The sequence below is a fragment of the Bradyrhizobium sp. LeoB3 genome, from assembly GCF_055456055.1.
Map to the genome: position 1 here is coordinate 1 of NZ_JBVBEF010000036.1, position 19,492 is coordinate 19,492.

Consider the following 19,492-nt stretch of genomic DNA (forward strand, 5'->3'; position numbering starts at 1 on the left):
GGTGATCTTCGCAATCACCGGACTTACCATGACCGCTCCAGCCTCTCAGGCTTTTGCAGAACCTTCCGCACACTACCGGAGCTTGCTGCGCCGGCGCCGCGCAATTCTTGACGCCGACCCGTAGCCCGGATGGAGCGAAGCGTAATCCGGGACCGCTCGTGCCGGCCGCCAAAGAACCCCGGATTGCGCTTCGCTCTATCCGGGCTACAAGGCGCGATCTACTGATACGTCGCCACGATGTCCGACACCGCGCGCTCGAGCTGCTGGGCGGTGGCACATTGGCGCACCACGCTGCAGAAGGTGGCGTAACGCGGCATTTCCGAATCGCCGAAGCCCCAGGTCATGCGTCCCTCGGGGTTGAGCCAGACCAGGCGTTTCGAGCGCTCGGCGATGCGGCGCAGGATGTCGGCGCGCGGGTCGAGGTTGTTGCTGCGGGCGTCCCCGAGCACGATCACGGTGGTCTGCGGCGTGATCGTGTCCATCCAGCCCTTCTCGAAATCGGCAAGCGAATTGCCGTAGTCGGAAGAGCCGAAGCCGACCTTCGACATGATCTCGGCCATCGCCGCCTCAGGCGATTTGTCCTCCAATATGTCGCTCACCTCGATCAGATGGCCGGAGAAGGCAAAGGAGCGGACATCGTCGACCACTTCGTGCAGCGAGTGGATCAACAGCAGGAAGAAATCGGACACGCGCGCGACCGAGCCGGAGACGTCGCAGAGCGCGACGATCTTCGGCCGGTCGCGGTGCTTGCGCTTCCAGGCGGTCAGGAAGGGCACGCCGCCCCAGGCCGCGTTTCGCCGCAGCGTGCGGCGCACGTCGAGATGGCCGCGGCGCTGGCGCTTGCGCGGCTTGGAGTAGCGTTCGCGCAGGCGGCGGGCGATCTGGCGGATCAGCGCGCGCATCTGCTCGACCTGGCGCGGCTCGATCCGGGCGAGCGGCGCATTGCGCAGGATCTCGTTGCGCAGGTTCTCGGTCTCCTCGCGGCCGTAGAGCAGAAGCGCCTGCGAGACCGTGTCGCGGACGGTGGCGCGCAATCCGTCGAGTGCCGCCTGCAGCCGCTCGGCCAATGCCGGATTGGTCGCGGTCAGGTTGTCGAGATCGTCGCGCAGGCGCTGGATGCCCATGGCGTCCAGGATGCGGCCCGAGAAGATGCCGCGTTGGGTGAAGTATCTGATGTTTGAGAGCGAGGCCGCGCCGGAGGCGTTGGCGATCGCCGCCGCTATCGCACTACGGTCTTGCGACAGCAGCATCTGCGCGAGGGGGCCAAGATTCTGGGCCTGATCGCCGCTGCTTGCGTCGTTCGAAGAGTCGGAGCCCGCGCTGGAATCCGTATCGTCCGACTTGCTCTCGTCCTGCGCCGTATCCTGCGCCGGCTCGGGCTGGCTGAAGAACAGATCAAAGCATTCGCCGAGCGCGCGCTTCTCGTCCTGCGACTTCGCAAGCGTCAGCAGGAAAGTGTCGCGCAGGACGCCGCGATCGGCAAAGCCGACCTTTGAGACCGCGCGCATCGCATCGATGCTTTCGGCAGGCGAGACCCGGACCCCGGCTCCGCGCGCGGCACGAAGGAACCGATGCAGGTTCTCGCGCATGGCGTCTACCCGAACACGCCCTGCCGCGACGCCTTGGCGATGAAGGTGGTGAGTTGCGGCTGCGCGGCCTCGATGTCGGCCTCGTATTTGAGCAGGACGTTCAGCGTGTCCTTGACGATCTCGTGGTCGAGCTCGGTCGCCTGCAGCAGCACCAGCACGCGCGCCCAGTCGATGGTCTCGCTGACCGACGGCAGCTTCTTCAGGTCGAGGGTGCGGATTTCATGAATAAAGCCGACCATCTGCCGGCGCAGCGCCTGCGAGATGCCGGGCACGCGGCTCTCGACGATGCGTTCCTCCAGCTTCTGTTCGGGGAAACCGATATGCAGATGCAGGCAGCGCCGCTTTAGGGCGTCGCCGAGATCGCGTTCGCTGTTGGAGGTCAGGATCACGGTCGGCGGCGCGATCGCCGAAACCGTGCCGAGCTCGGGAATGGTGACCTGGAAATCGCTGAGGATTTCAAGCAGCAGCGACTCGAACTCGGCGTCCGACTTGTCGATCTCGTCGATCAGGAGCACGCAGCCCGCCGGCTGCTCCAGCGCCTGCAGCAGCGGCCGCGGCTCGACGAATTCCTTGGAGAAGAACACGTCGCCGAAGGTGTGGAGCTGGTCCAGCGCCTGATGCAGCGTCTGCGCGCCGCCCAGCACCTCGCCGAGCTTGTCCTTCAAGATCTGGGTGTAGAGGAGCTGTTTGGCGTATTTCCACTCATACAGCGCCTTGGCCTCATCGAGGCCCTCGTAGCATTGCAGGCGGATCATCTTCATGCCGCGCCAGGCGGCGATCGCCTTCGCCAGCTCGGTCTTGCCGACGCCCGCGGGGCCTTCGACCAGGATCGGTTTCTCGATCTCTCGCGAAAGATAAACCGCAGTCGCGATCTGCCGGCTCGCGATATAGCCTTGCGCGGCGAGGCCGCTTTCGACGGCCTCGATCGAGGCCGCAGGCCGATTGTCAGCCACCGATGTGAGCTCCGGATTTGCCTTGGTGCATCAGGTTGTTCTGCCTCCCTCCCCGGCAAAGCACAAGGCTCATTTGCGCGAGGGCGGACCTGGTTCCGGCATTTTCCGCCTAGCGATATTTGTTCTCCAACCGGGAGCCCCCCGCGATTCCATCTGTCACGGTGTTTGCGGAGGCCGCCCCAACCCTCCCTCCGTAAGAATGGGGAGAGGGGGAAGTACCGTCGACGCCGCTCAGCAGCCGCGGCAGATGCTGCGCAAGCTCTTGTAGACTTCCTCGTCATCCCGCCGCATCTGCTGCAGCGATTCCATCGGCTTGCTGTCGTAGACCGGCTCCGGCTTGCGCTTGGCCTCGAGCGCCACGGCCTGCCGCTCGTAGCAGGCTTCCCGCTCGGCTTTCGCCTGGATGAACCGGCATTGCTCGACCGCTGCCGAGGGAGGGGCGAAGCCGACCAGAAGGCCGAGGGTTAGGAGGCTGAGGAGTTTCATGTCGCCCGTCCTTTACCGGCCCCTTGTCTCAGTTCCGTGAAACGCGAGCAACATCAACTTTGCGCGCGAGCCATTTCCTGACCGAGCTTTCTTTGCTAGCCCGTTGTTGCGATAACAAAATCCTCCAGCCGGTCATGATGGCGGGTCACTTCCGGGAAGCAAGCGTGCCAAAGACGATCGACGAACCCGCACGGCGCGTGCCGATCTATGGCGAATATGAAGTCGCGGTGCTCGGCGGTGGGCCTGCCGGGATCGCGGCAGCGGTTGCCGCAGCGCGTGCGGGGCGGCGCACGCTCCTGATCGAGCGCTACGGCTTTCTCGGCGGCATGGGCACCGCCGCGGGCGTGACCAACTTTTGCGGATTGCACGCCAATGTCCGCGGCGAAGCGCATCGGGTGGTGCAGGGCATCGCCTCCGACCTGCTGGCTCGACTCGACCGGCTGAACGGGCTGAACAAGCCGCATCTGATCCTCGGCAAGATCCTGGCGCAGGCCTATGACACCGCGGCCTACAAGATCGCGGCCGATGATCTCCTGGCGAGCCACAGGGTCGATATCCTCTTCCATGCGCTCGGCGCCGGCGTCGTGATGGATGGCGAGAAGCGCATCGGCGCGCTGATGGTAGAGACTAAGGCTGGCCGCCGCGCGGTGCTGGCCAGCATCTTCATCGATTGCTCAGGTGACGGCGATCTCGCCGCCTGGGCCGGCGCGCCGTTCGAGGTCGGCGATAGCAAGGGCAGCATGCTCTATCCCTCGATGATGTTCCGTCTCAACGGCATCGACCCCGAAAAGGCCGGTGACGCCTGGCGCACGATCCCGGCGCTGATGGAAAAGGTGGAAGCCGCCGGTACCCACCGGTTTCCGCGCAAGGCCGCCATCGTGCGGCCGCAGCGCTCTCAGATCGAATGGCGGGTGAACTTCACCCAGCTCGCGCGCGAGGACGGCACCGCCATCAACGGTTTGGAGCCTGATGACCTGACCCGCGGCGAGATCGACGGCCGCCGCCAGGCGATCCAGGCGTTCGAGTTCCTGCGCACGGTGCCGGGCTTCGAGAATTCCTACATCGTCGACCTGCCGCCGCAGCTTGGCATCCGCGAAACGCGGCGCGTGATCGGTGGTTACAAGCTCAGCGGCGAGGATGTGCTCGGCTGCGCCTCGTTCGAGGATTCCATCGGCGTCAATGGCTGGCCGATCGAGGCGCATGTCGCCGGCGATGTCATCTTCAAGTTCCCGCCGATCCCGGAATCGCGCGGCTTCAACGAACTGCCCTATCGCATGCTGGTGCCTGAATGCGTCGACAATCTCCTCATTGCCGGGCGCTGCGCCTCGATGACCCATGAGGGACAGTCGGCGGCACGGGTCTCCGGCGCCTGCTTTGCCATGGGGGAAGCGGCAGGCTCCGCCGCCGCGCTCGCGCTGTCCGGCAATACCAGGCCGCGCGACATCGCGGTAGACAGACTGCAACAGGGACTGAAAGCGCAGGGCGCCTTCATCGGGCGCGAGCAGAAAGTTCCTGACGGATTGTGAGGAGAAAGTGGATGAAGGGTTTTGTGCGGCTTGCGCTTGCGGGCCTGCTGGCGCTGACGGCAAGCGGTGTCGCCCGGGCCGATGAATTGTTGAAAGCCAAAATCGGCGTGCTCCGGCTGTCGTCCTCGGCACCGGTGTTCATCGCGCAGGACAAGGGCTATTTCCGCGAGGCCGGGCTCGATGTTGAACTGAAATTCTTTGACGCGGCGCAGCCGATCGCGGTCGCCACCACTTCGGGCGATGTCGATTTCGGCGTCACCGCCTTCACCGCCGGGCTCTACAATCTCGCCGGCAAGGGCACGCTGAAGGTGATCGGCGGCATGAGCCGCGAGAAGGCCGGGTACCCCTTGATCGGCTATTTCGCTTCCAACAACGCCTATGCGGCCGGGCTGAAGACGCCGAAGGATCTTGCGGGCAAGCGCGTGGCGGTGACGCAGGTCGGCTCCAGCTTTCATTATTCGCTCGGCCTGCTCGCCGACAAATATGGCTTCAGGCTTGCGGACGTGAAGGTGGTGCCGCTGCAATCGCTTTCGAACGCGGCCGCCGCGCTGAAGGGCGAAACCGTCGATGCGGCGCTGCTGCCGGTCTCGACCGCGCGCCCGCTGATGGAGACGAATGGCGCCAAGCTCCTCGGTTGGGTCGGCGACGAGACGCCGTGGCAGCTTGGCGCTGTCTTCGCCTCGCCGAAGACGCTTGCGAACAAGGCGCTGGTGACGAAACTGCTTGCAGCTTTGGTGAGGGCCGACCGCGAATATCACGACGTGATCCTGGCTGCGATGAAGAACGGCACAGCACCGACCAACGAAAAGACAAAACCGCTGCTCGACATCATCGCCAAATACACAAATCTGCCAGTTGAGCAGGTGGTCGGCAATTGCGCCTATATCGATCCCGACGGCAAGCTCGACGTCAAGAACGTCGCCAACCAGATTTCCTGGCTGCAGGAGCAGGGCTTTGTCGACAAGGGTTTTGATGCGGACAGCATCATCGCGAAGGAATATGTGAAGCCGGATTGATACCGTAGTCGCCGTCATGGCCGGGCTTGTCCCGGCCATCCAGGCACTTTGTGGCCGGGGAAAGAAAGACGTGGATGCCCGGGACAAGCCCGGGCATGACGAGCGAGAACGAAGTGCGGAGCCAAGCAAGAGCCAGATGGACCTGATCGCCGACCATATCAGCCACCGCTTCGACACGCTCGACGTGCTCGACGACGTCTCGTTCACGGTGCGGGCGGGCGAGGTGGTTGCGGTTGTCGGCCCCTCCGGCTGCGGCAAGAGCACGCTGCTTTCGATCCTCGGCGGTCTGTTGCGGCCGAGCGGCGGCGCGGCCGAGCTGCGCGGCGCGCCGCCAAAGGACACCCTTAACCCGCTGACCTTCGTGTTCCAGGATTTTGCGCTGCTGCCCTGGTGCACGGTGGAGGAAAACGTCGCGTTCCCGCTCGAGCATACGGCACTCAGTGCTGCGGAGCGCCGCGGCATCGTCGATGATGCGCTCCGCCGCACCGGGCTTTTCGATTTTCGTGGGACCTACCCAAAACAGCTTTCCGGCGGTATGCGCCAGCGCGTCGGCATTGCGCGGGCGCTGGCCGTAAAGCCGGCAATCCTCTTGATGGACGAGCCGCTGTCGGCTCTGGATTCGCAGACGCGCGAACTCCTGATGGAGGATTTCGTCCGCCTGCTTGCCGACGGCGCGATGGGCGCAGTCTATGTCACGCATAATCTGGAGGAAGCGGTGCGGCTTGCAGACCGCATCGTGGTGCTGTCGCGCCGGCCCGGACGCATCCGCAAAGTCGTGCCCATTGCGATGACGCGCAGCGAGCGCGGCGACAGGAACGTGCGCGAAAAACTGCTGGTGCTGCAGGGCGAGCTATGGTCGCTGATCCGCGAGGAGGCGATCGATGCCGAGCGCGAGGTGCAGCATGCTTGAGCGCGCGCCACCAGAGACGCCGTCCGACATCGACACCAAATCGCGGCCGGTCGAATTTCGCGGCGCCGGCTTCACGCCGAGCACGGGGCGCGCGTCGGGCTGGATCGCGCTCGCGCTCGTCATCGCACTGTGGCAACTGGCGGGCAGTGCCGGATGGGTCAATCCGCTGTTCCTGCCACCGCCATCGGCGATCGCGGTCGCGACCTACAAGCTCGCGATGTCGGGCGCGCTCTGGCAGCATCTCGGCTGGTCGGTGATGCGGATCGGCGTTGGCTGGCTGCTTGGCACGGTGGCCGGCGTCATCGTCGGTTTCGCGATCGGCCTGTCGACGCTGGCGCGCGGCGTCGGCATCACCTTCATCTCGGCGCTGTTTCCGATTCCGAAGATCGCGCTGCTGCCATTGTTGATCCTCTGGCTCGGGATCGGCGAGGAGCCCAAGATCGCGACCATTGCGCTCGGGGTGTTCTTCTCCACCGCGATCTCGGTCTATAGCGGCGTCGATGCGGTGCCGCGCAATCTGATCCGCATGGCGCAGAGCTTCAACGTGCCGTTTCATGCCATCGTGCGGCGCGTGATCTGGCCGGGCGCGCTGCCCTCGATCCTGGCGGGTTTTCGCATCACCGCCTCGGTCGCGCTGCTATTGGTGGTGAGCGCCGAGATGATCGGCGCTCAGTATGGCATCGGCGCTTTCGTGCTGCAGGCCGGCAATCTGATGCAGACCGATCAACTGCTCGCCGGCGTCGTGATCCTGTCGCTGTTCGGGCTCGCAGTGGGGAAGCTGATCAATTTGCTTGAGGCGAGGTTGCTCCACTGGCGATGAGAGGTGGTTCCGCTCCACCACAGCCGTCATGCCTGGGCTTGTCCCGGGCATCCACTCTTGCTCTCCTTGCGCCAAAGGCGTGGCTGGCCGGGTCAAGCCCGGCCATGACGGAGAGAGCGGCTATGCATTGCCGCGGTCTTCACGGAACAGGTCGAGCTTCTGCTGCACCGGGCGGTCGGAGAAGCTGAAAAGCACCGAATCGACATCCGCCTCATGCGTGACCCAGTGCCAGCTCGGCACCACGAACAGGTCGCGCGGGCCCCATTCGAAGGTCTGCTCGCCGATCCTGGTGCGGCCCTTGCCCTCGATCGCGGCGAATACAGTCGCATCCGTTGAGCGATAGCGCGCGGTCTTGAAGCCCTTCGGCAGGAGCTGGATGAAAGTGCCGATGGTCGGCATCGCATAGTCGCCGGTCTCGGGATTGGAGAATTTCAGCTTCAGGCCGTGACAGGCGTCCCATTCGTCGCGCGCCTTGGCCTGCTCCAGCGCTTCGCGGGTGTAGCTGTAGGGATAGTTGAAGATCGGCGACGTCTTCGACGCGCGCTTCTGGTCGACCGGCAGCAGGTTGTGACCATAGCGCGCAAAGCTGTCGCCGGCGGGTTTTGTGATCTGCTGCTGATCTTCCTTCGCGCCCTCGGCGAAGGAAGCGTCGAAGAACTGCACCATTGGGATGTCGAGCCCGTCGAGCCAGAACATCGGCTCGCTGGTTTCGTTGGAATGGTCGTGCCAGGTCATCGACGGCGTGATCACGAAATCGCCCGGCGACATCGCGGTGCGCTCACCGTCGACGGACGTATAAGCGCCCTTGCCCTCGAGCACGAAGCGCAGCGCCGATTGGCTGTGGCGGTGGGCCGGGGCGATATCGCCGGGCACCACCATCTGCACGCCGGCAAACAGCGACGTCGTGATCTTCGATTGCCCGCGCAGGCCGGGGTTTTCCAGCACGAGCACTCGACGCTCGGCTTCCTTGGCCGTGATCAGCTTGCCTGCCTCATTCATGTAGTCGCGGATCTGGTCGAACTTCCACAGGTGCGGCCGGCAGGCGCTCCTCGGCTCCGGCGTGATCAGATCGTTCATCACGTTCCAGAGCGCGGAAAGATTTTCGCCGTCGATCTTCTTGTAGAACGCCTCGCGCTCCGGCGTCTTCTGCACCGCTTCCATGGCAGGCCTCCCGTCTATTTCTATGTTGTTCGCTGATTGACAGCATACTGACAATATGGCTAGCGTCAACTTGAAGAAAATCAGAAGACACCAGGGAGGTTCCGATGAAGCTGCACGGCTATTTCCGCAGCAGCGCCGCGTATCGGGTGCGGATCGCGCTGAACCTGAAGGGGCTCACCGTTGAGCACCTGCCGCATCACCTTCGCAAAGGCGAACAATGCGCTCCCGCCTATCTCGCCATCAATCCGCAAGGGCTGGTGCCGACATTGGAAAGCGACGCGGGCGCAATCCTCACCCAGTCGCTCGCCATCATCGAATGGCTCGACGAGGTCAATCCCGAACCACCGCTATTGCCGAAGGATTCGTTGCAGCGCGCAAAAGTCCGCGCCTTCGCGCAGGCCATCGCCTGCGACACCCACCCGGTGCAGAACCTGAAAGTGCTGGCGCGATTGCGGCAGCTTGGCCTGCCTGAGGACAAAGTGACGGAATGGGCGGCATGGGCCAACCGCGAGGGGCTTTCGGCCTGCGAGACATTGGCAGCGGGCGAAGCCGGGCCGTTCTGCTTTGGTGCTATGCCGACGCTGGCCGATCTTTGCCTGGTGCCGCAGCTTGCCAATGCACGGCGCTTCGGCGTCGATGTCACCGCTTTTCCGCGGCTGCTCAAGGCGGAAGCCGCGGCCAAGGCAATGAAGGCATTTGCCGACGCCGCCCCGGACAAGCAAGTCGATGCCGAATAATAACAAGCCAACCCTCGTTACCATGGACGCGGTCTATACCGCGCCCGGCTATCTGTTCCGGCGGATGCAGCAGATCGCTGTCTCGATTTTTGTCGAGGAGTGCAGGGCGTTCGACCTGACGCCGGTGCAATATGCCGCGCTGATCGCGATCCACACCCATCCCGGCATCGATGCGACGCGGCTGTCCGCCGTGATCGCCTTCGACCGCTCCACGCTCGGCAATGTGATCGAGCGGCTGCAGACCAAGGGTCTGATCGAGCGCAAGTCCGATTCCGACGACAAGCGCGTCAAGCTGCTCACCATCACCCGGCAGGGCGCTTCGCTGCTGCGCGAGATCATGCCCGTGGTTGACCGTGCCCAGGCGCGGATGCTGCAGCCGCTCAAGCCTGCCGACCGCAAGACGCTGATGGCGCTGCTCGCGCAGCTCGTCGATCTCAACAACGAGGCCTCGCGCGTGCCGCTGCGCGCCGAGGACGCCCTCGAACATCTCGGGAAGTCGGGCTGATGGCAAAGGGCGACCTGCCGGTCCTGATCGCAGGTGGCGGCATCGGCGGCCTTGCCGCGGCGCTCGGGCTTGCGCAGAAGGGCATTCGCTCGATCCTGCTGGAAAAGTCTGCCTCGCTCGGCGAGATCGGCGCCGGCATCCAGCTCGGCCCGAACGCATTCCATGCCTTCGACTATCTCGGCGTCGGCGAGGCCGCACGGCGCATGGCCGTCTATATCGACCAGCTCCGCCTGATGGATGCACTCACCGCCGAGGAGATCACCCATGTTGATCTGCGCGAGCCGTTCCGAACCAGGTTCGGCAATCCCTACGCCGTGGTGCATCGCGGCGATTTGCATGGCGTGTTCCTGCGCGCCTGCCGCGAGCACGAACTGATCGAGCTGCGCGTCAGCAGCGAGGTGACCGGCTACGAGCAGGACGGTGCCTCGGTCACCGCGCAGCTCGCCAATGCCGAGCGCGTCACCGGCCGGCTCCTGATCGGCGCTGATGGCTTATGGTCGAACATCCGCAAGCAGGTCACATCGGATGGGCCGCCGCGCGTATCCGGCCACACCACTTACCGCTCGGTGATACCGACCGAAGAGATGCCGGAGGATCTGCGCTGGAACGCGGCGACGCTGTGGGCCGGGCCGAAATGCCATATCGTGCATTATCCGCTGTCGGACTGGAAGGTATTCAACCTCGTCGTCACCTACCACAACGACGCGCCGGAGCCGGTCGCGGGAAAGCCGGTCGGCGATGAAGAGGTGATGCAGGGCTTTCGGCACGTCCATGCGCGTGCGCAAAACATCATCCGTCACGGCAAGAACTGGCGGCTCTGGGTGTTGTGCGACCGCGATCCGAACGAGCGCTGGGTCGACGGCCGCGTCGCGCTTCTCGGCGATGCCGCGCATCCGATGCTGCAATATTTCGCGCAAGGCGCGTGCCAGGCGATGGAGGATGCGGTGTGTCTGTCGCACATGCTGTCGCATCACGACGACCACGCAGTCGCGCTGGAGCATTACCGAGCACAACGCTTCCCGCGCACCGCGCAGGTGCAGCTTTGGTCGCGCGCGATCGGTGAGCACATCTATCACCCCGCCGGCGACCACGCCCGTTTCCGCAACGCCATCATGGGCGCGAAGACGTCCGAGGATTACTATCGTGATCTCGCCTGGCTGTACGGGGGGACGGGGTTGAACGCGTAACCACCCATACTCCGCCGTGGTCCCGGGCTTGACCCGGGACCCATAACCACGAATGTTGATGTGACGTGATGTCCGTGCGGCAAGCTCCACCTCTCCCCTTGTGGGAGAGGTCGGAATCCAAGCGCAGCTTGGATTCCGGGTGAGCGGTATGCCTCCGCGAGTCGTGGTCCCTCGATAGACCGCGACCCCTCACCCGGATCTCATTCCGCTTCGCTACATGCGCTCCGGCCTCTCCCACAAGGGGAGAGGCGGGGCAGTTGCGTAAGCGGATATCACATCCTCATCACCGCCTGCCGGTCGATCTTGCCTGTTCCCGTTTTCGGCAGCTCGTCAATAAACTTGATCTCGCGCGGATATTTGTACGGCAGCAGCTTTGCCTTCACGTAATCCTGCAGCCGCTTCGCCGTCTCCTCCGCATCGAACGCGCGGTCGTTCATCACCAGCACAGCCTTCAGCGTCATGCGTCTATCAGGCAGTTCGGCGGCGAAGACCGCGCATTCGCGCACGTCGGGATGATCGGCGAGGCAGAGCTCGACCTCCAGCGGATAGACCCATTGGCCTGATATCTTGATCAGGTCGTCGGCGCGGCCGCGGAAGAAATGGAAGCCGTCGCGGTCGCGGACGAAGCGGTCGCCGGTGTAGATCCAGCCGCCATCGCGCACGGTCTCGGCGGTCTTGTCGGGACGATTCCAGTACAGCGGCGTGTTCGAATCGCCGCGCACCCACAAAATGCCTTCTTCGTTGTCGGCGACCTCGCGGCCGTCCTTGTCGCGCAGCAGGATCTCGTAGCCGGGGACGCGTACGCCCGCAGCGCCCAGCTTCTTCCTGTCCGCGCGGTTGCAGAGATAGATGTGCAGCACCTCGGTCGAGCCGAGACCTTCGATGATCTCGAGCCCGGTCAGTGCCTTCCAACCGTTGAAGACGTCGGCCGAGAGCACCTCCGCGGCCGAGATCGCCATGCGCAGTGAGGAGAAATCGGCCTTGTCAGCACCGTCGGCCTTGGTCAGCGCGGTGTAGAGTGTCGGCAGACCGAAGAACACGGTCGGACGATACTGCTCGATCGCGGCGAAGATCGATGCCGGCTTCGGCTGGCCGGGCAAGAGCAGCGTGGCGGCGCCGACCGAGAACGGGAAAGTGATGGAATTGCCGAAGCCATAGGCGAAGAAAATCTTCGGCACCGAGAAGCAGATGTCGCTGGGCGTCAGCTTCAGCACGTTGCGGGAGAATGCCTGCTCGCTATAGGCCATGTCGTGGTGCAGATGGACGATGCCCTTCGGCCGGCCGGTCGAGCCGGAGGAGTACATCCAGAACGCCATCTCGTTGCGGTGGGTGTCGGCTGTGGCGAGCTCGGTCGAAAAACGCGGCAGCCATTCATCGGCCAGCAGCGCCTGCGGCGCGGCATGCTCGCCGGCCGCGCCATTGACCACGATCAGCGCTTGCAGCGGCGTGTCCTTGCAGGCCTCAGTGCTGAAGCGCGAGCAGAACTCGGCATCGGCAACCGCGATCGTCGCGCTCGCGTCCGAAAGATAGAACTGCAGGAGGTCCGGCGGCGTTAGCGTGTTGATGAGCAGCGGCACGAAGCCGGCGCCGATAGCACCGAAGAAGGCCGCCGGATAGGCGGGGGTGTCGTCAAGGAACAGCAGGATGCGATCGCCGCGCTTCAGGCCCAGAGAAGCGAAGCCATGGCCCCAGCGCGCGGCGTCGGCGCAGAGTTCACGGTAGGTCCGCGTTCCCGCCGGGCCGGTCAAAGCCATCAAATCCCCGCGGCCCTGCGCGAGATTGTCGAACAGGATGCGGCTTGCGTTGTAGCGCTCGGACAGCGCAAAGCCGATCTCGCGCGCGCCCGGACTGTCCGATGGTACCTGGTCGGCGATCTCGTTCACGACTTGCTCCTCGAGGCCTCGTAGCCTGCCATGAAGTTCGGCGACATCGCGCGCAGCCGCGCGTCGTCGATCCGTCCCGAACGGGTGATGTAGCTGAAGGCAAAATCCATCGGGTCGAGCTTCATGTGTTCGGGGAATTTCTCGTACCAGTCGGCGCTGGTGCGCGCCGCGGTCACCAGCTTCTTCACGATCGGTTTGCGTTCGGCTTCATAGCGGTGAAGGGCGGTGGAGACATGCGCCTCGGATTCGAGCGCCTTTGTCAGCGCAATCGCGTCCTCGATCGCAAGGCGGGTGCCGGAGCCGATCGAGAAATGCGCCGAGTGCAGGGCGTCGCCGATCAGCACCATGTTCTTGAACGACCAGTGCTCGTTCCAGATCCACGGGAAGTTGCGCCACAGCGATTTGTTCGAGATCAGCGGCTGTCCGCCGAGCGTCTCGGCAAACACCTCCTCGCACACGGCCTTGGCGTGATCGGCGTCCTTGTTGGCGAAGCCATAGGCGTGCCAGGTGGCACGGTCACACTCGACCAGGAACGTGCTCATGGTCGGCGAATAGCGATAGTGGTGGGCATTGAAGGCGCCGCGTTCGGTCTTGACGAAGGTCTGCGATAGCGTCTCGAACCGCTTCGCGGTGCCGTACCAGACGAACTTGTTGGACGAATAGGACAGCGAGGTCCCGAAGTCGCCCTCAAAACTCCGGCGCACCAGCGAGTTCAGCCCGTCCGCGGCGACGATCAGGTCATAGCCTTGCAGCGCGTCGACCGACTGGATCGGTTTTTCGAATTGCGGGGTGACGCCGACCGCGCGGACGCGCTCCTGCAACAGGGAAAGCAGCGCAAGTCGGCCGATCGAGGAGAAGCCGACGCCGTCGATCTCGACGCTCTCCCCGCGCAGGTTGAGCGTGATGTTCTTCCAGCTTTCCATGTTCGGCGCGATGGCGTCGACCGTATCGGGATCGTCGGCGCGCAGGAATTCCAGCGCCTGGTCCGAGAACACGACGCCGAACCCCCAGGTCGCATCGGCCGGGTTCTGCTCGAACAATTCGACGACGGCGTCCGGGTGGCGCCGCTTCCAGAGATAGGCAAAATAGAGGCCGCCGGGACCTCCGCCGATCACGGCGATACGCACGATATTCCTCCCGATTGACAGTGTACTTACGATTTTGCGCCTAGACTATCCGCAGGGCGCGCGCGGCGCCACCGGAAAGTTTCGGTCAGGCCTACTCAGCTCATTCTCGTGTTCCGCTGCGCGGAGCCGGCCGGTCGCGGCGGGCTCACCGCGCCGCGAACTGTCCCAGCACTTCCTTGCAGGCGGGCGACAGCGAGGCGGCATTCGAGGCCAGGCACTGCGCGATCCGGCCGCCTCCCGGCGCAACGCCGCCACACAGCGAGCGTACGTCGGCGCCGCAGGCCGACCGCACGACGAGCAGTTCTTCGCGCGGCCGCAAGGGCCGCAGTACGATCCCTGCCGCAGGCGCCGCCGGTGCGGTAGCCGCAGCAGTGGAGCCGTCGCCTGCCGCTGGCGCCGCACCACCACTCGCGGCCGCAACTGCCTCACCGCAAGCGGGCGAGAGCCTCGCCTTGTTCTTCTCGAGGCATCGCAGTGCGGGGGCGCCGCCGGTCGGCACGCCGGGACAGACCTTCTGATAGTCGGAACGGCAGGCGCTGCGGATCGTGGAAACCTGCGCCTCGGTCGGCTTGGCCTGCGTGCCCGCCGCTTTCGGCTTCGCTGCGCTGGTTGCCGCCGCCGGCGCCTCGGTCTTGGCAGGGGCAGGCGCCGTCTCCGCCTTCGGTGCGGCCGGTGCTTCTACTGCACGCACCGCACCGGCGCAGCCTGCAGACAAGCTCGACATGTTCTTCTGCAGACATTGCAGCGAAGCCTCGCCGCCGGGCGGAATGCTGGAGCAATGCGCCATGTAGTCGTTGCGGCATTGCGACTTGATCGCCTCACGCTGGGCCTCGCTCGGCGCCTGCGCGAGCGCCGCGGTCGCAAACAGCACGACGGAAAACGGCAGGGCGCGCCCGCATGCGCGCTTCAATGTCTTGATCATGTAAGCAAACCCTTTGTTGTCGACGGAAGCCGCCGCTTCAACCGAAGTTCATTCTTGCGAAGTTCGTTCTTGAAGAAGGTCGCTCTTGAAAAGTCTGCTACGGCAATCTTAGTGGGCGGTATCATTTTCTGTTTCGGGTTCCACTGCAAGCCAATTGTTGCTATGGATGCATCGCGACAGTCGTCTCCGGATGAACGCCTCTTTGCGGGGCAAGTTGAACTGGTGCACGGAAATGAAGCTTGCGCACCCATCGGCCTGTTGCAGATCGAGCGATGGCGCGCGGCCGGCCGCTGCGCCCCTGTTGCGCATTAGCTTCCTGCTGTCCGTCTTGGTCGGTTTAAGTGGCTGCGAGCAAAATACTTTCGTGCCACCGCCGCCGCCAAAGGTGGAAGTCGCCATTCCAGTGCAGCGCAGCATCACGCGTTTCCTGGAGACGACCGGCACCACCGCGCCGGTCAAGAGCGTTGACCTGGTGGCCCGCGTGCAGGGCTTTCTGCAGTCGATCGATTATCAGGACGGCACCTTCGTCAAGCAAGGCACCACGCTGTTCACGATCGAGCCTGAGACCTACAAGTTGAAGCTCGAGCAGGCAAAGGCGGCGGAGGTCGGCGCGCAAGCGACGCTGAAGCAGGCCGAGACCGATTTCAAGCGCCAGATCGACCTGGTGCAGCGACAGGCGGTCTCGCAGGCGACGCTCGATACGTCGACGGCGAATCGCGACAACGCCCAGGCCAGCCTGCAGCAGGCGCAAGCCAATACCCGGATCGCAGAGGTCAATTACGGCTACACCAATGTGACGGCGCCGTTCGACGGCATCGTCAGCGCGCACCTCGTCTCGGTCGGCGAGCTCGTCGGCTCGACTTCGCCGACACAGCTTGCCAGCATCGTCCAGCTCGATCCGATCTGGGTCAATTTCAACGTCAACGAACAGGACGTGTTGCGCATCCGCGAGGACGCGAGGCGGCGTGGTCTCTCCGTGGCCGAGCTGCGTCAGTTGCCGGTCGAGGTCGGCCTGCAGACGGAGACCGGCTATCCGCACAAGGGCAAGCTCGACTACATCTCGCCGATCCTCACCCAGTCGACCGGCACGCTGCCGGTGCGCGGCATCTTCGACAATCCCGACCGCACGTTGTTGCCGGGCTTTTTTGTCCGCGTCCGCGTGCCCTATGACCAGCAGCAGGATGCGCTGCTGGTGCCCGCTACCGCGCTCGGCAGCGACCAGGCCGGCCGCTATGTGCTGGTCGTCAATGCCGACAACGTGGTCGAGCAGCGGAAGGTGGAAACCGGACAGCTCGAAGGCGAATTGCGCGTCATCGATAGCGGGCTGAAGCCGGACGACCGCGTCCTCATCGCCGGATTGTTGCGCGCGATCCCCGGCCAGAAGGTCGATCCGCAACTGCAGAAGATCGAAGCCTCCGCATCGGCGAAGTGAGGGGGCGGCCATGATCTCGAAATTCTTCATCGAGCGGCCGGTCCTTTCCAACGTCATCGCGATCCTGATGATCCTGATCGGCGGCGTGGCGCTGCTCAACCTGCCGGTCGCGCAATATCCCGACGTGGTGCCGCCGACCGTGCAGGTGACGACCCGCTATCCCGGCGCGTCCGCCAAGACCGTGATCGACACCGTGGCGCTGCCGATCGAGCAGCAGGTCAATGGTGTCGAGGACATGCTCTATATGCAGTCCTATAGCGGCGCCGATGGCACCTATACGCTGACGGTCACCTTCAAGATCGGCACCGATCTCAACTTCGCGCAGGTGCTGGTGCAGAACCGGGTGTCGAGCGCGCTGTCGCAATTGCCGCAATCGGTGCAGAGTCAGGGCGTCACGGTGCAGAAGCGGTCGACCTCGATCCTGCTGTTCGTGACGCTGACCTCGCCGAACAAGACCTATGACAGCCTGTTCCTTTCCAACTACGCCACCATCAGCATCAGGGATGAGCTGTCGCGGCTGTCAGGGGTCGGCAACGTCACCGTGTTCGGCGCCGGCCAATACTCGATGCGGGTCTGGCTCGATCCGAACCAATTGCAGGCCCGCGATCTGGTGCCGCAGGACGTCATCCAGGCGATCCAGCAGCAGAGCCAGCAGGTCACGGCGGGACAGGTCGGCATGCCGCCGACGCCGCCCGGCCAGGCGTTCCAGTACACGCTGAACGTTGCCGGCCGGCTTGATGACACGAGCCAGTTCGAGAACATCATCGTCAAGACCGGAAACGTCGGCGACGTCACCCGCGTCCGCGACGTCGGCTGGGTCGAGCTCGGCGCCCAGACCTACAGCCAGATCTTCTCGCTCAACAATAAGCCTTCCACCGGCATCGGCGTGTTCCTGTCGCCCGGCGCCAACGCGCTCGAGGTCGAGAAGGCGGTGGAGAAGAAGATGGTGGAACTGGCCAAGCAGTTCCCGCAGGACATCAAATACGACACGCCGTTCGACACCACCATCTTCGTCCAGGCCTCGATCAACGAGGTCTACAAGACGCTGATCGAGGCCGGCCTCTTGGTGCTGATCGTGATCCTCGTCTTCCTGCAGGACTGGCGCGCGATGCTGGTGCCGGCGACCACCGTGCCGGTAACCATCATCGGCGCGTTCGCGGCGATGGCGGCGCTCGGCTTTTCCATCAATCTCTCGACGCTGTTTGCGATCGTGCTGGCGATCGGCATCGTGGTCGATGACGCCATCGTCGTGGTCGAGGGCGCCGCGCACAATATAGAGCGTGGCCTGTCCGGCCATGATGCGGCGATCAAGGCGATGGATGAATTGTTCGCGCCGATCGTCGGCATCACGCTGGTGCTGATCTCGGTGTTCCTGCCGGCGGCGTTCCTGCCGGGCCTCACCGGGCGCATGTACGCGCAGTTCGCGCTGGTGATCGCCGCGACCGCTCTGATCAGCGCCATCAATGCCGCGACCCTGAAGCCGACGCAGTGTGCGCTGTGGCTGCGCCGGCCGGTGCCGCTGGAGCAGCGCAATGTCTTCTACCGCGGCTTCAATGCCCTCTATGAGCGGCTGGAGCGCGGCTATGCGCGGCTGATCGGCGGGCTGGTCAGGCACAGCAATGTTTCGGTCGTGGCTGCGATGATCCTGATCGGTCTTGCCGGCTACGGCCTGTCGCGGGTGCCGACCGGCTTCATCCCGATCGAGGACCAGGGCTATTTGCTGGCTGCAGTGCAATTACCCGATGGTGCTGCGTTGGATCGGACACAACGTGTCCTCGAAAGGGTCAGCGAGATGGCCGGCAAGTCGCCCGGCGTGCAGCAGGTGGTCTCCATCGCCGGCATCTCCGCGCTCGACAACAGTTCGAGCCTGGCGAATGCCGGCGTCGCCTACCTAATTCTGAAGGATTGGAGCCAGCGCGGGCCCGGCGAGGATCTGCGTTCACTGGTGTTCGGGTTGAACGACAAGCTGGCCGAGATCGAGGAGGCGCGCATCCTGGTGATTCCTCCGCCGCCCATTCAAGGCATCGGCAATGCCGCCGGCTTCGCGATGCAGGTCGAACTCCGCGACGGCAATGCCGATTACGCGAAGCTGCAGGCGATCACCGGCGCGGTCGTCGCCAATGCGCAGACGCAAAGCGCGCTGCAGCGGGTCAGCTCGTCCTTCCGCTCCATGGTGCCGCAGTACGACGTCGAGGTCGACCGGACCAAGACCCAGACGCTGAACGTCACGACCGACCAGATCTTCTCGACGCTGTCGAGCTATCTCGGCGCGAGCTACGTCAACCAGTTCAACAAATTCGGCCGCACCTTCCAGGTCTATGTGCAGGCGGATTCGAAATTCCGCCTGAACCTGCGCGACATCCAGAACCTGATGGTGCGCAACAGCCAGGGCGACATGGTCCCGCTTGGCACCGTCGCCACGATCACGCCGTCGGTCGGGCCGTCGCTGATCAGCCTCTATAATCTCTATCCGTCCGCCTCCATCATCGGCCTGCCGGCGCAGGGCTACAGCTCGGGACAGTCAATGGCGTTGATGGAGCAGATCGCCGCAAAGACGCTGCCGCCGGGTACGGGCTTTGAGTGGACGGCGATGTCGTATCAGGAGAAGGCAGTCAGCAACCAGATCTACTATGCATTCGGCCTTGCCTTACTGCTGGTCTACCTGGTGCTGGCCGGTCAGTATGAGAGCTGGTACGCGCCGATCTCGGTGATACTCGCTGTGCCGCTGTCGTTGCTCGGCCCGATGCTGGTCTTGTCAGCCTTGCGGATCGACAACAATCTCTACACCCAGATCGGCATCATCTTGTTGATCGCACTGTCGGCGAAGAATGCGATCCTGATCGTCGAGGTCGCGCTCGAGCATCACGTGCGAGGCCGCGAGCCGCTGATCGAATCGGCGATCGCGGCGGCACGCGCCAGGTTCCGTCCGATCCTGATGACGTCCTTTGCCTTCATCCTCGGTGTGGTGCCGCTGGTGCTCGCGACCGGCGCCGGCGCCAACGCGCGCAAGTCGATCGGCATCACCGTGTTCTCCGGCATGATCGCCTCGACCTGCCTTGCCGTGCTGTTCGTGCCCGCGTTCTTCGTTGTGGTGCAGGGCTTCGAGAATTGGCGCAAGTCGCGCAAGGAAAAGGCGCCGGCTGCGCAGGCCGTTCCGCAAACGCCGAGCGTCGTGCCGTAGAAGACCCTATCCCCCGTCGTCCCGGGCTTGACCCGGGATCCATAACCACAGGATTGC

At 64.2% G+C, this 19,492-nt stretch carries 16 protein-coding genes; 9 read left to right on the top strand and 7 right to left on the bottom strand.

The window, feature by feature from the left end; genetic code table 11:
- Positions 1–218: 218 nt before the first annotated feature.
- The 3 genes from ACZXDY_RS22510 to ACZXDY_RS22520 all read right to left on the bottom strand — a co-directional run bounded on the left by ACZXDY_RS22510 (position 219) and on the right by ACZXDY_RS22520 (position 3,028).
- Positions 219–1,589 carry a vWA domain-containing protein gene (locus tag ACZXDY_RS22510; RefSeq protein WP_464346997.1) on the bottom strand — a complete coding sequence of 457 codons (1,371 nt, stop codon included), beginning with the start codon at positions 1,587–1,589 and terminating at the stop codon, positions 219–221.
- 5 nt (positions 1,590–1,594) lie between these two features.
- Positions 1,595–2,542 (bottom strand): AAA family ATPase, encoded by a 948-nt coding sequence (locus tag ACZXDY_RS22515; RefSeq protein ID WP_028167913.1) that lies wholly within the window; start codon positions 2,540–2,542, stop codon positions 1,595–1,597.
- 231 nt (positions 2,543–2,773) lie between these two features.
- On the bottom strand, positions 2,774–3,028 hold the full coding sequence (locus ACZXDY_RS22520) for a hypothetical protein (RefSeq protein WP_464346998.1): 255 nt from the start codon (positions 3,026–3,028) through the stop codon (positions 2,774–2,776).
- A 137-nt stretch (positions 3,029–3,165) separates the two neighbouring features.
- Here ACZXDY_RS22520 and ACZXDY_RS22525 point away from each other — a divergent pair, with 137 nt between their 5' ends.
- The 4 genes from ACZXDY_RS22525 (at position 3,166) to ACZXDY_RS22540 (ending at position 7,300) form a co-directional block, all read left to right on the top strand.
- Positions 3,166–4,554: an FAD-dependent oxidoreductase gene (locus ACZXDY_RS22525; protein WP_464347039.1), complete on the top strand. Its 1,389-nt coding sequence runs from the start codon at positions 3,166–3,168 to the stop codon at positions 4,552–4,554.
- Between the two features lie 11 nt (positions 4,555–4,565).
- Positions 4,566–5,570: an ABC transporter substrate-binding protein gene (locus ACZXDY_RS22530; RefSeq protein ID WP_464346999.1), complete on the top strand. Its 1,005-nt coding sequence runs from the start codon at positions 4,566–4,568 to the stop codon at positions 5,568–5,570.
- Positions 5,571–5,706: 136 nt separating this feature from the next.
- The gene (locus tag ACZXDY_RS22535) at positions 5,707–6,480 is read left to right on the top strand and encodes an ABC transporter ATP-binding protein (RefSeq protein WP_464347040.1); all 774 of its coding nucleotides are present in this window, start codon (positions 5,707–5,709) and stop codon (positions 6,478–6,480) included.
- Entirely contained in the window at positions 6,473–7,300 is an 828-nt protein-coding gene (locus ACZXDY_RS22540; RefSeq protein WP_464347041.1) for an ABC transporter permease, read from the top strand. Before ACZXDY_RS22535 ends, ACZXDY_RS22540 begins: the two co-directional genes overlap by 8 nt.
- Before the next feature lie 120 nt (positions 7,301–7,420).
- Here ACZXDY_RS22540 and gtdA read toward each other — a convergent pair whose 3' ends face one another.
- Positions 7,421–8,461, bottom strand: a complete 1,041-nt coding sequence (gtdA, locus tag ACZXDY_RS22545) for a gentisate 1,2-dioxygenase (protein ID WP_454616220.1) — start codon at positions 8,459–8,461, stop codon at positions 7,421–7,423.
- Positions 8,462–8,565: 104 nt separating this feature from the next.
- Here gtdA and maiA point away from each other — a divergent pair, with 104 nt between their 5' ends.
- From maiA to ACZXDY_RS22560, 3 genes are read left to right on the top strand one after another with little or no spacing between them, the layout of a single operon-like run.
- Entirely contained in the window at positions 8,566–9,198 is a 633-nt protein-coding gene (gene maiA, locus ACZXDY_RS22550) for a maleylacetoacetate isomerase (RefSeq protein WP_464347000.1), read from the top strand.
- Positions 9,188–9,703 (top strand): MarR family winged helix-turn-helix transcriptional regulator, encoded by a 516-nt coding sequence (locus ACZXDY_RS22555; RefSeq protein ID WP_028167905.1) that lies wholly within the window; start codon positions 9,188–9,190, stop codon positions 9,701–9,703. The genes maiA and ACZXDY_RS22555 overlap by 11 nt, the downstream gene beginning before the upstream one ends.
- Positions 9,703–10,890: a 3-hydroxybenzoate 6-monooxygenase gene (locus ACZXDY_RS22560; protein ID WP_464347001.1), complete on the top strand. Its 1,188-nt coding sequence runs from the start codon at positions 9,703–9,705 to the stop codon at positions 10,888–10,890. Before ACZXDY_RS22555 ends, ACZXDY_RS22560 begins: the two co-directional genes overlap by 1 nt.
- A gap of 272 nt (positions 10,891–11,162) precedes the next feature.
- Here ACZXDY_RS22560 and ACZXDY_RS22565 read toward each other — a convergent pair whose 3' ends face one another.
- The 3 genes from ACZXDY_RS22565 to ACZXDY_RS22575 all read right to left on the bottom strand — a co-directional run bounded on the left by ACZXDY_RS22565 (position 11,163) and on the right by ACZXDY_RS22575 (position 14,822).
- Positions 11,163–12,773: a benzoate-CoA ligase family protein gene (locus ACZXDY_RS22565; protein ID WP_464347002.1), complete on the bottom strand. Its 1,611-nt coding sequence runs from the start codon at positions 12,771–12,773 to the stop codon at positions 11,163–11,165.
- On the bottom strand, positions 12,770–13,900 hold the full coding sequence (locus ACZXDY_RS22570; RefSeq protein WP_464347003.1) for an FAD-dependent monooxygenase: 1,131 nt from the start codon (positions 13,898–13,900) through the stop codon (positions 12,770–12,772). The genes ACZXDY_RS22565 and ACZXDY_RS22570 overlap by 4 nt, the downstream gene beginning before the upstream one ends.
- A gap of 145 nt (positions 13,901–14,045) precedes the next feature.
- On the bottom strand, positions 14,046–14,822 hold the full coding sequence (locus ACZXDY_RS22575; RefSeq protein ID WP_464347004.1) for a cysteine rich repeat-containing protein: 777 nt from the start codon (positions 14,820–14,822) through the stop codon (positions 14,046–14,048).
- A gap of 232 nt (positions 14,823–15,054) precedes the next feature.
- On the opposite strand from ACZXDY_RS22575, the gene ACZXDY_RS22580 reads away from it, so the two are divergent.
- Together ACZXDY_RS22580 and ACZXDY_RS22585 are read left to right on the top strand one after the other, a co-directional pair.
- Positions 15,055–16,254 (top strand): efflux RND transporter periplasmic adaptor subunit, encoded by a 1,200-nt coding sequence (locus ACZXDY_RS22580; protein WP_464347005.1) that lies wholly within the window; start codon positions 15,055–15,057, stop codon positions 16,252–16,254.
- Between the two features lie 10 nt (positions 16,255–16,264).
- The gene (locus ACZXDY_RS22585; RefSeq protein ID WP_464347006.1) at positions 16,265–19,435 is read left to right on the top strand and encodes an efflux RND transporter permease subunit; all 3,171 of its coding nucleotides are present in this window, start codon (positions 16,265–16,267) and stop codon (positions 19,433–19,435) included.
- The last annotated feature ends 57 nt before the right edge of the window (positions 19,436–19,492 follow it).

What these genes read in the sequence shown, in the direction of transcription:
- ACZXDY_RS22555 (WP_028167905.1), top strand. Translation starts at nt 9,188, where the DNA reads ATGCCGAATAATAACAAGCCAACCCTCGTTACCATGGACGCGGTCTAT.
- ACZXDY_RS22560 (WP_464347001.1), top strand. Translation starts at nt 9,703, where the DNA reads ATGGCAAAGGGCGACCTGCCGGTCCTGATCGCAGGTGGCGGCATCGGC.
- ACZXDY_RS22580 (WP_464347005.1), top strand. Translation starts at nt 15,055, where the DNA reads ATGAAGCTTGCGCACCCATCGGCCTGTTGCAGATCGAGCGATGGCGCG.
- gtdA (WP_454616220.1), bottom strand. Translation starts at nt 8,461, where the DNA reads ATGGAAGCGGTGCAGAAGACGCCGGAGCGCGAGGCGTTCTACAAGAAG.
- ACZXDY_RS22535 (WP_464347040.1), top strand. Translation starts at nt 5,707, where the DNA reads ATGGACCTGATCGCCGACCATATCAGCCACCGCTTCGACACGCTCGAC.
- ACZXDY_RS22540 (WP_464347041.1), top strand. Translation starts at nt 6,473, where the DNA reads ATGCTTGAGCGCGCGCCACCAGAGACGCCGTCCGACATCGACACCAAA.
- ACZXDY_RS22510 (WP_464346997.1), bottom strand. Translation starts at nt 1,589, where the DNA reads ATGCGCGAGAACCTGCATCGGTTCCTTCGTGCCGCGCGCGGAGCCGGG.
- ACZXDY_RS22525 (WP_464347039.1), top strand. Translation starts at nt 3,166, where the DNA reads ATGGCGGGTCACTTCCGGGAAGCAAGCGTGCCAAAGACGATCGACGAA.
- ACZXDY_RS22585 (WP_464347006.1), top strand. Translation starts at nt 16,265, where the DNA reads ATGATCTCGAAATTCTTCATCGAGCGGCCGGTCCTTTCCAACGTCATC.
- ACZXDY_RS22520 (WP_464346998.1), bottom strand. Translation starts at nt 3,028, where the DNA reads ATGAAACTCCTCAGCCTCCTAACCCTCGGCCTTCTGGTCGGCTTCGCC.
- ACZXDY_RS22575 (WP_464347004.1), bottom strand. Translation starts at nt 14,822, where the DNA reads ATGATCAAGACATTGAAGCGCGCATGCGGGCGCGCCCTGCCGTTTTCC.
- maiA (WP_464347000.1), top strand. Translation starts at nt 8,566, where the DNA reads ATGAAGCTGCACGGCTATTTCCGCAGCAGCGCCGCGTATCGGGTGCGG.
- ACZXDY_RS22530 (WP_464346999.1), top strand. Translation starts at nt 4,566, where the DNA reads ATGAAGGGTTTTGTGCGGCTTGCGCTTGCGGGCCTGCTGGCGCTGACG.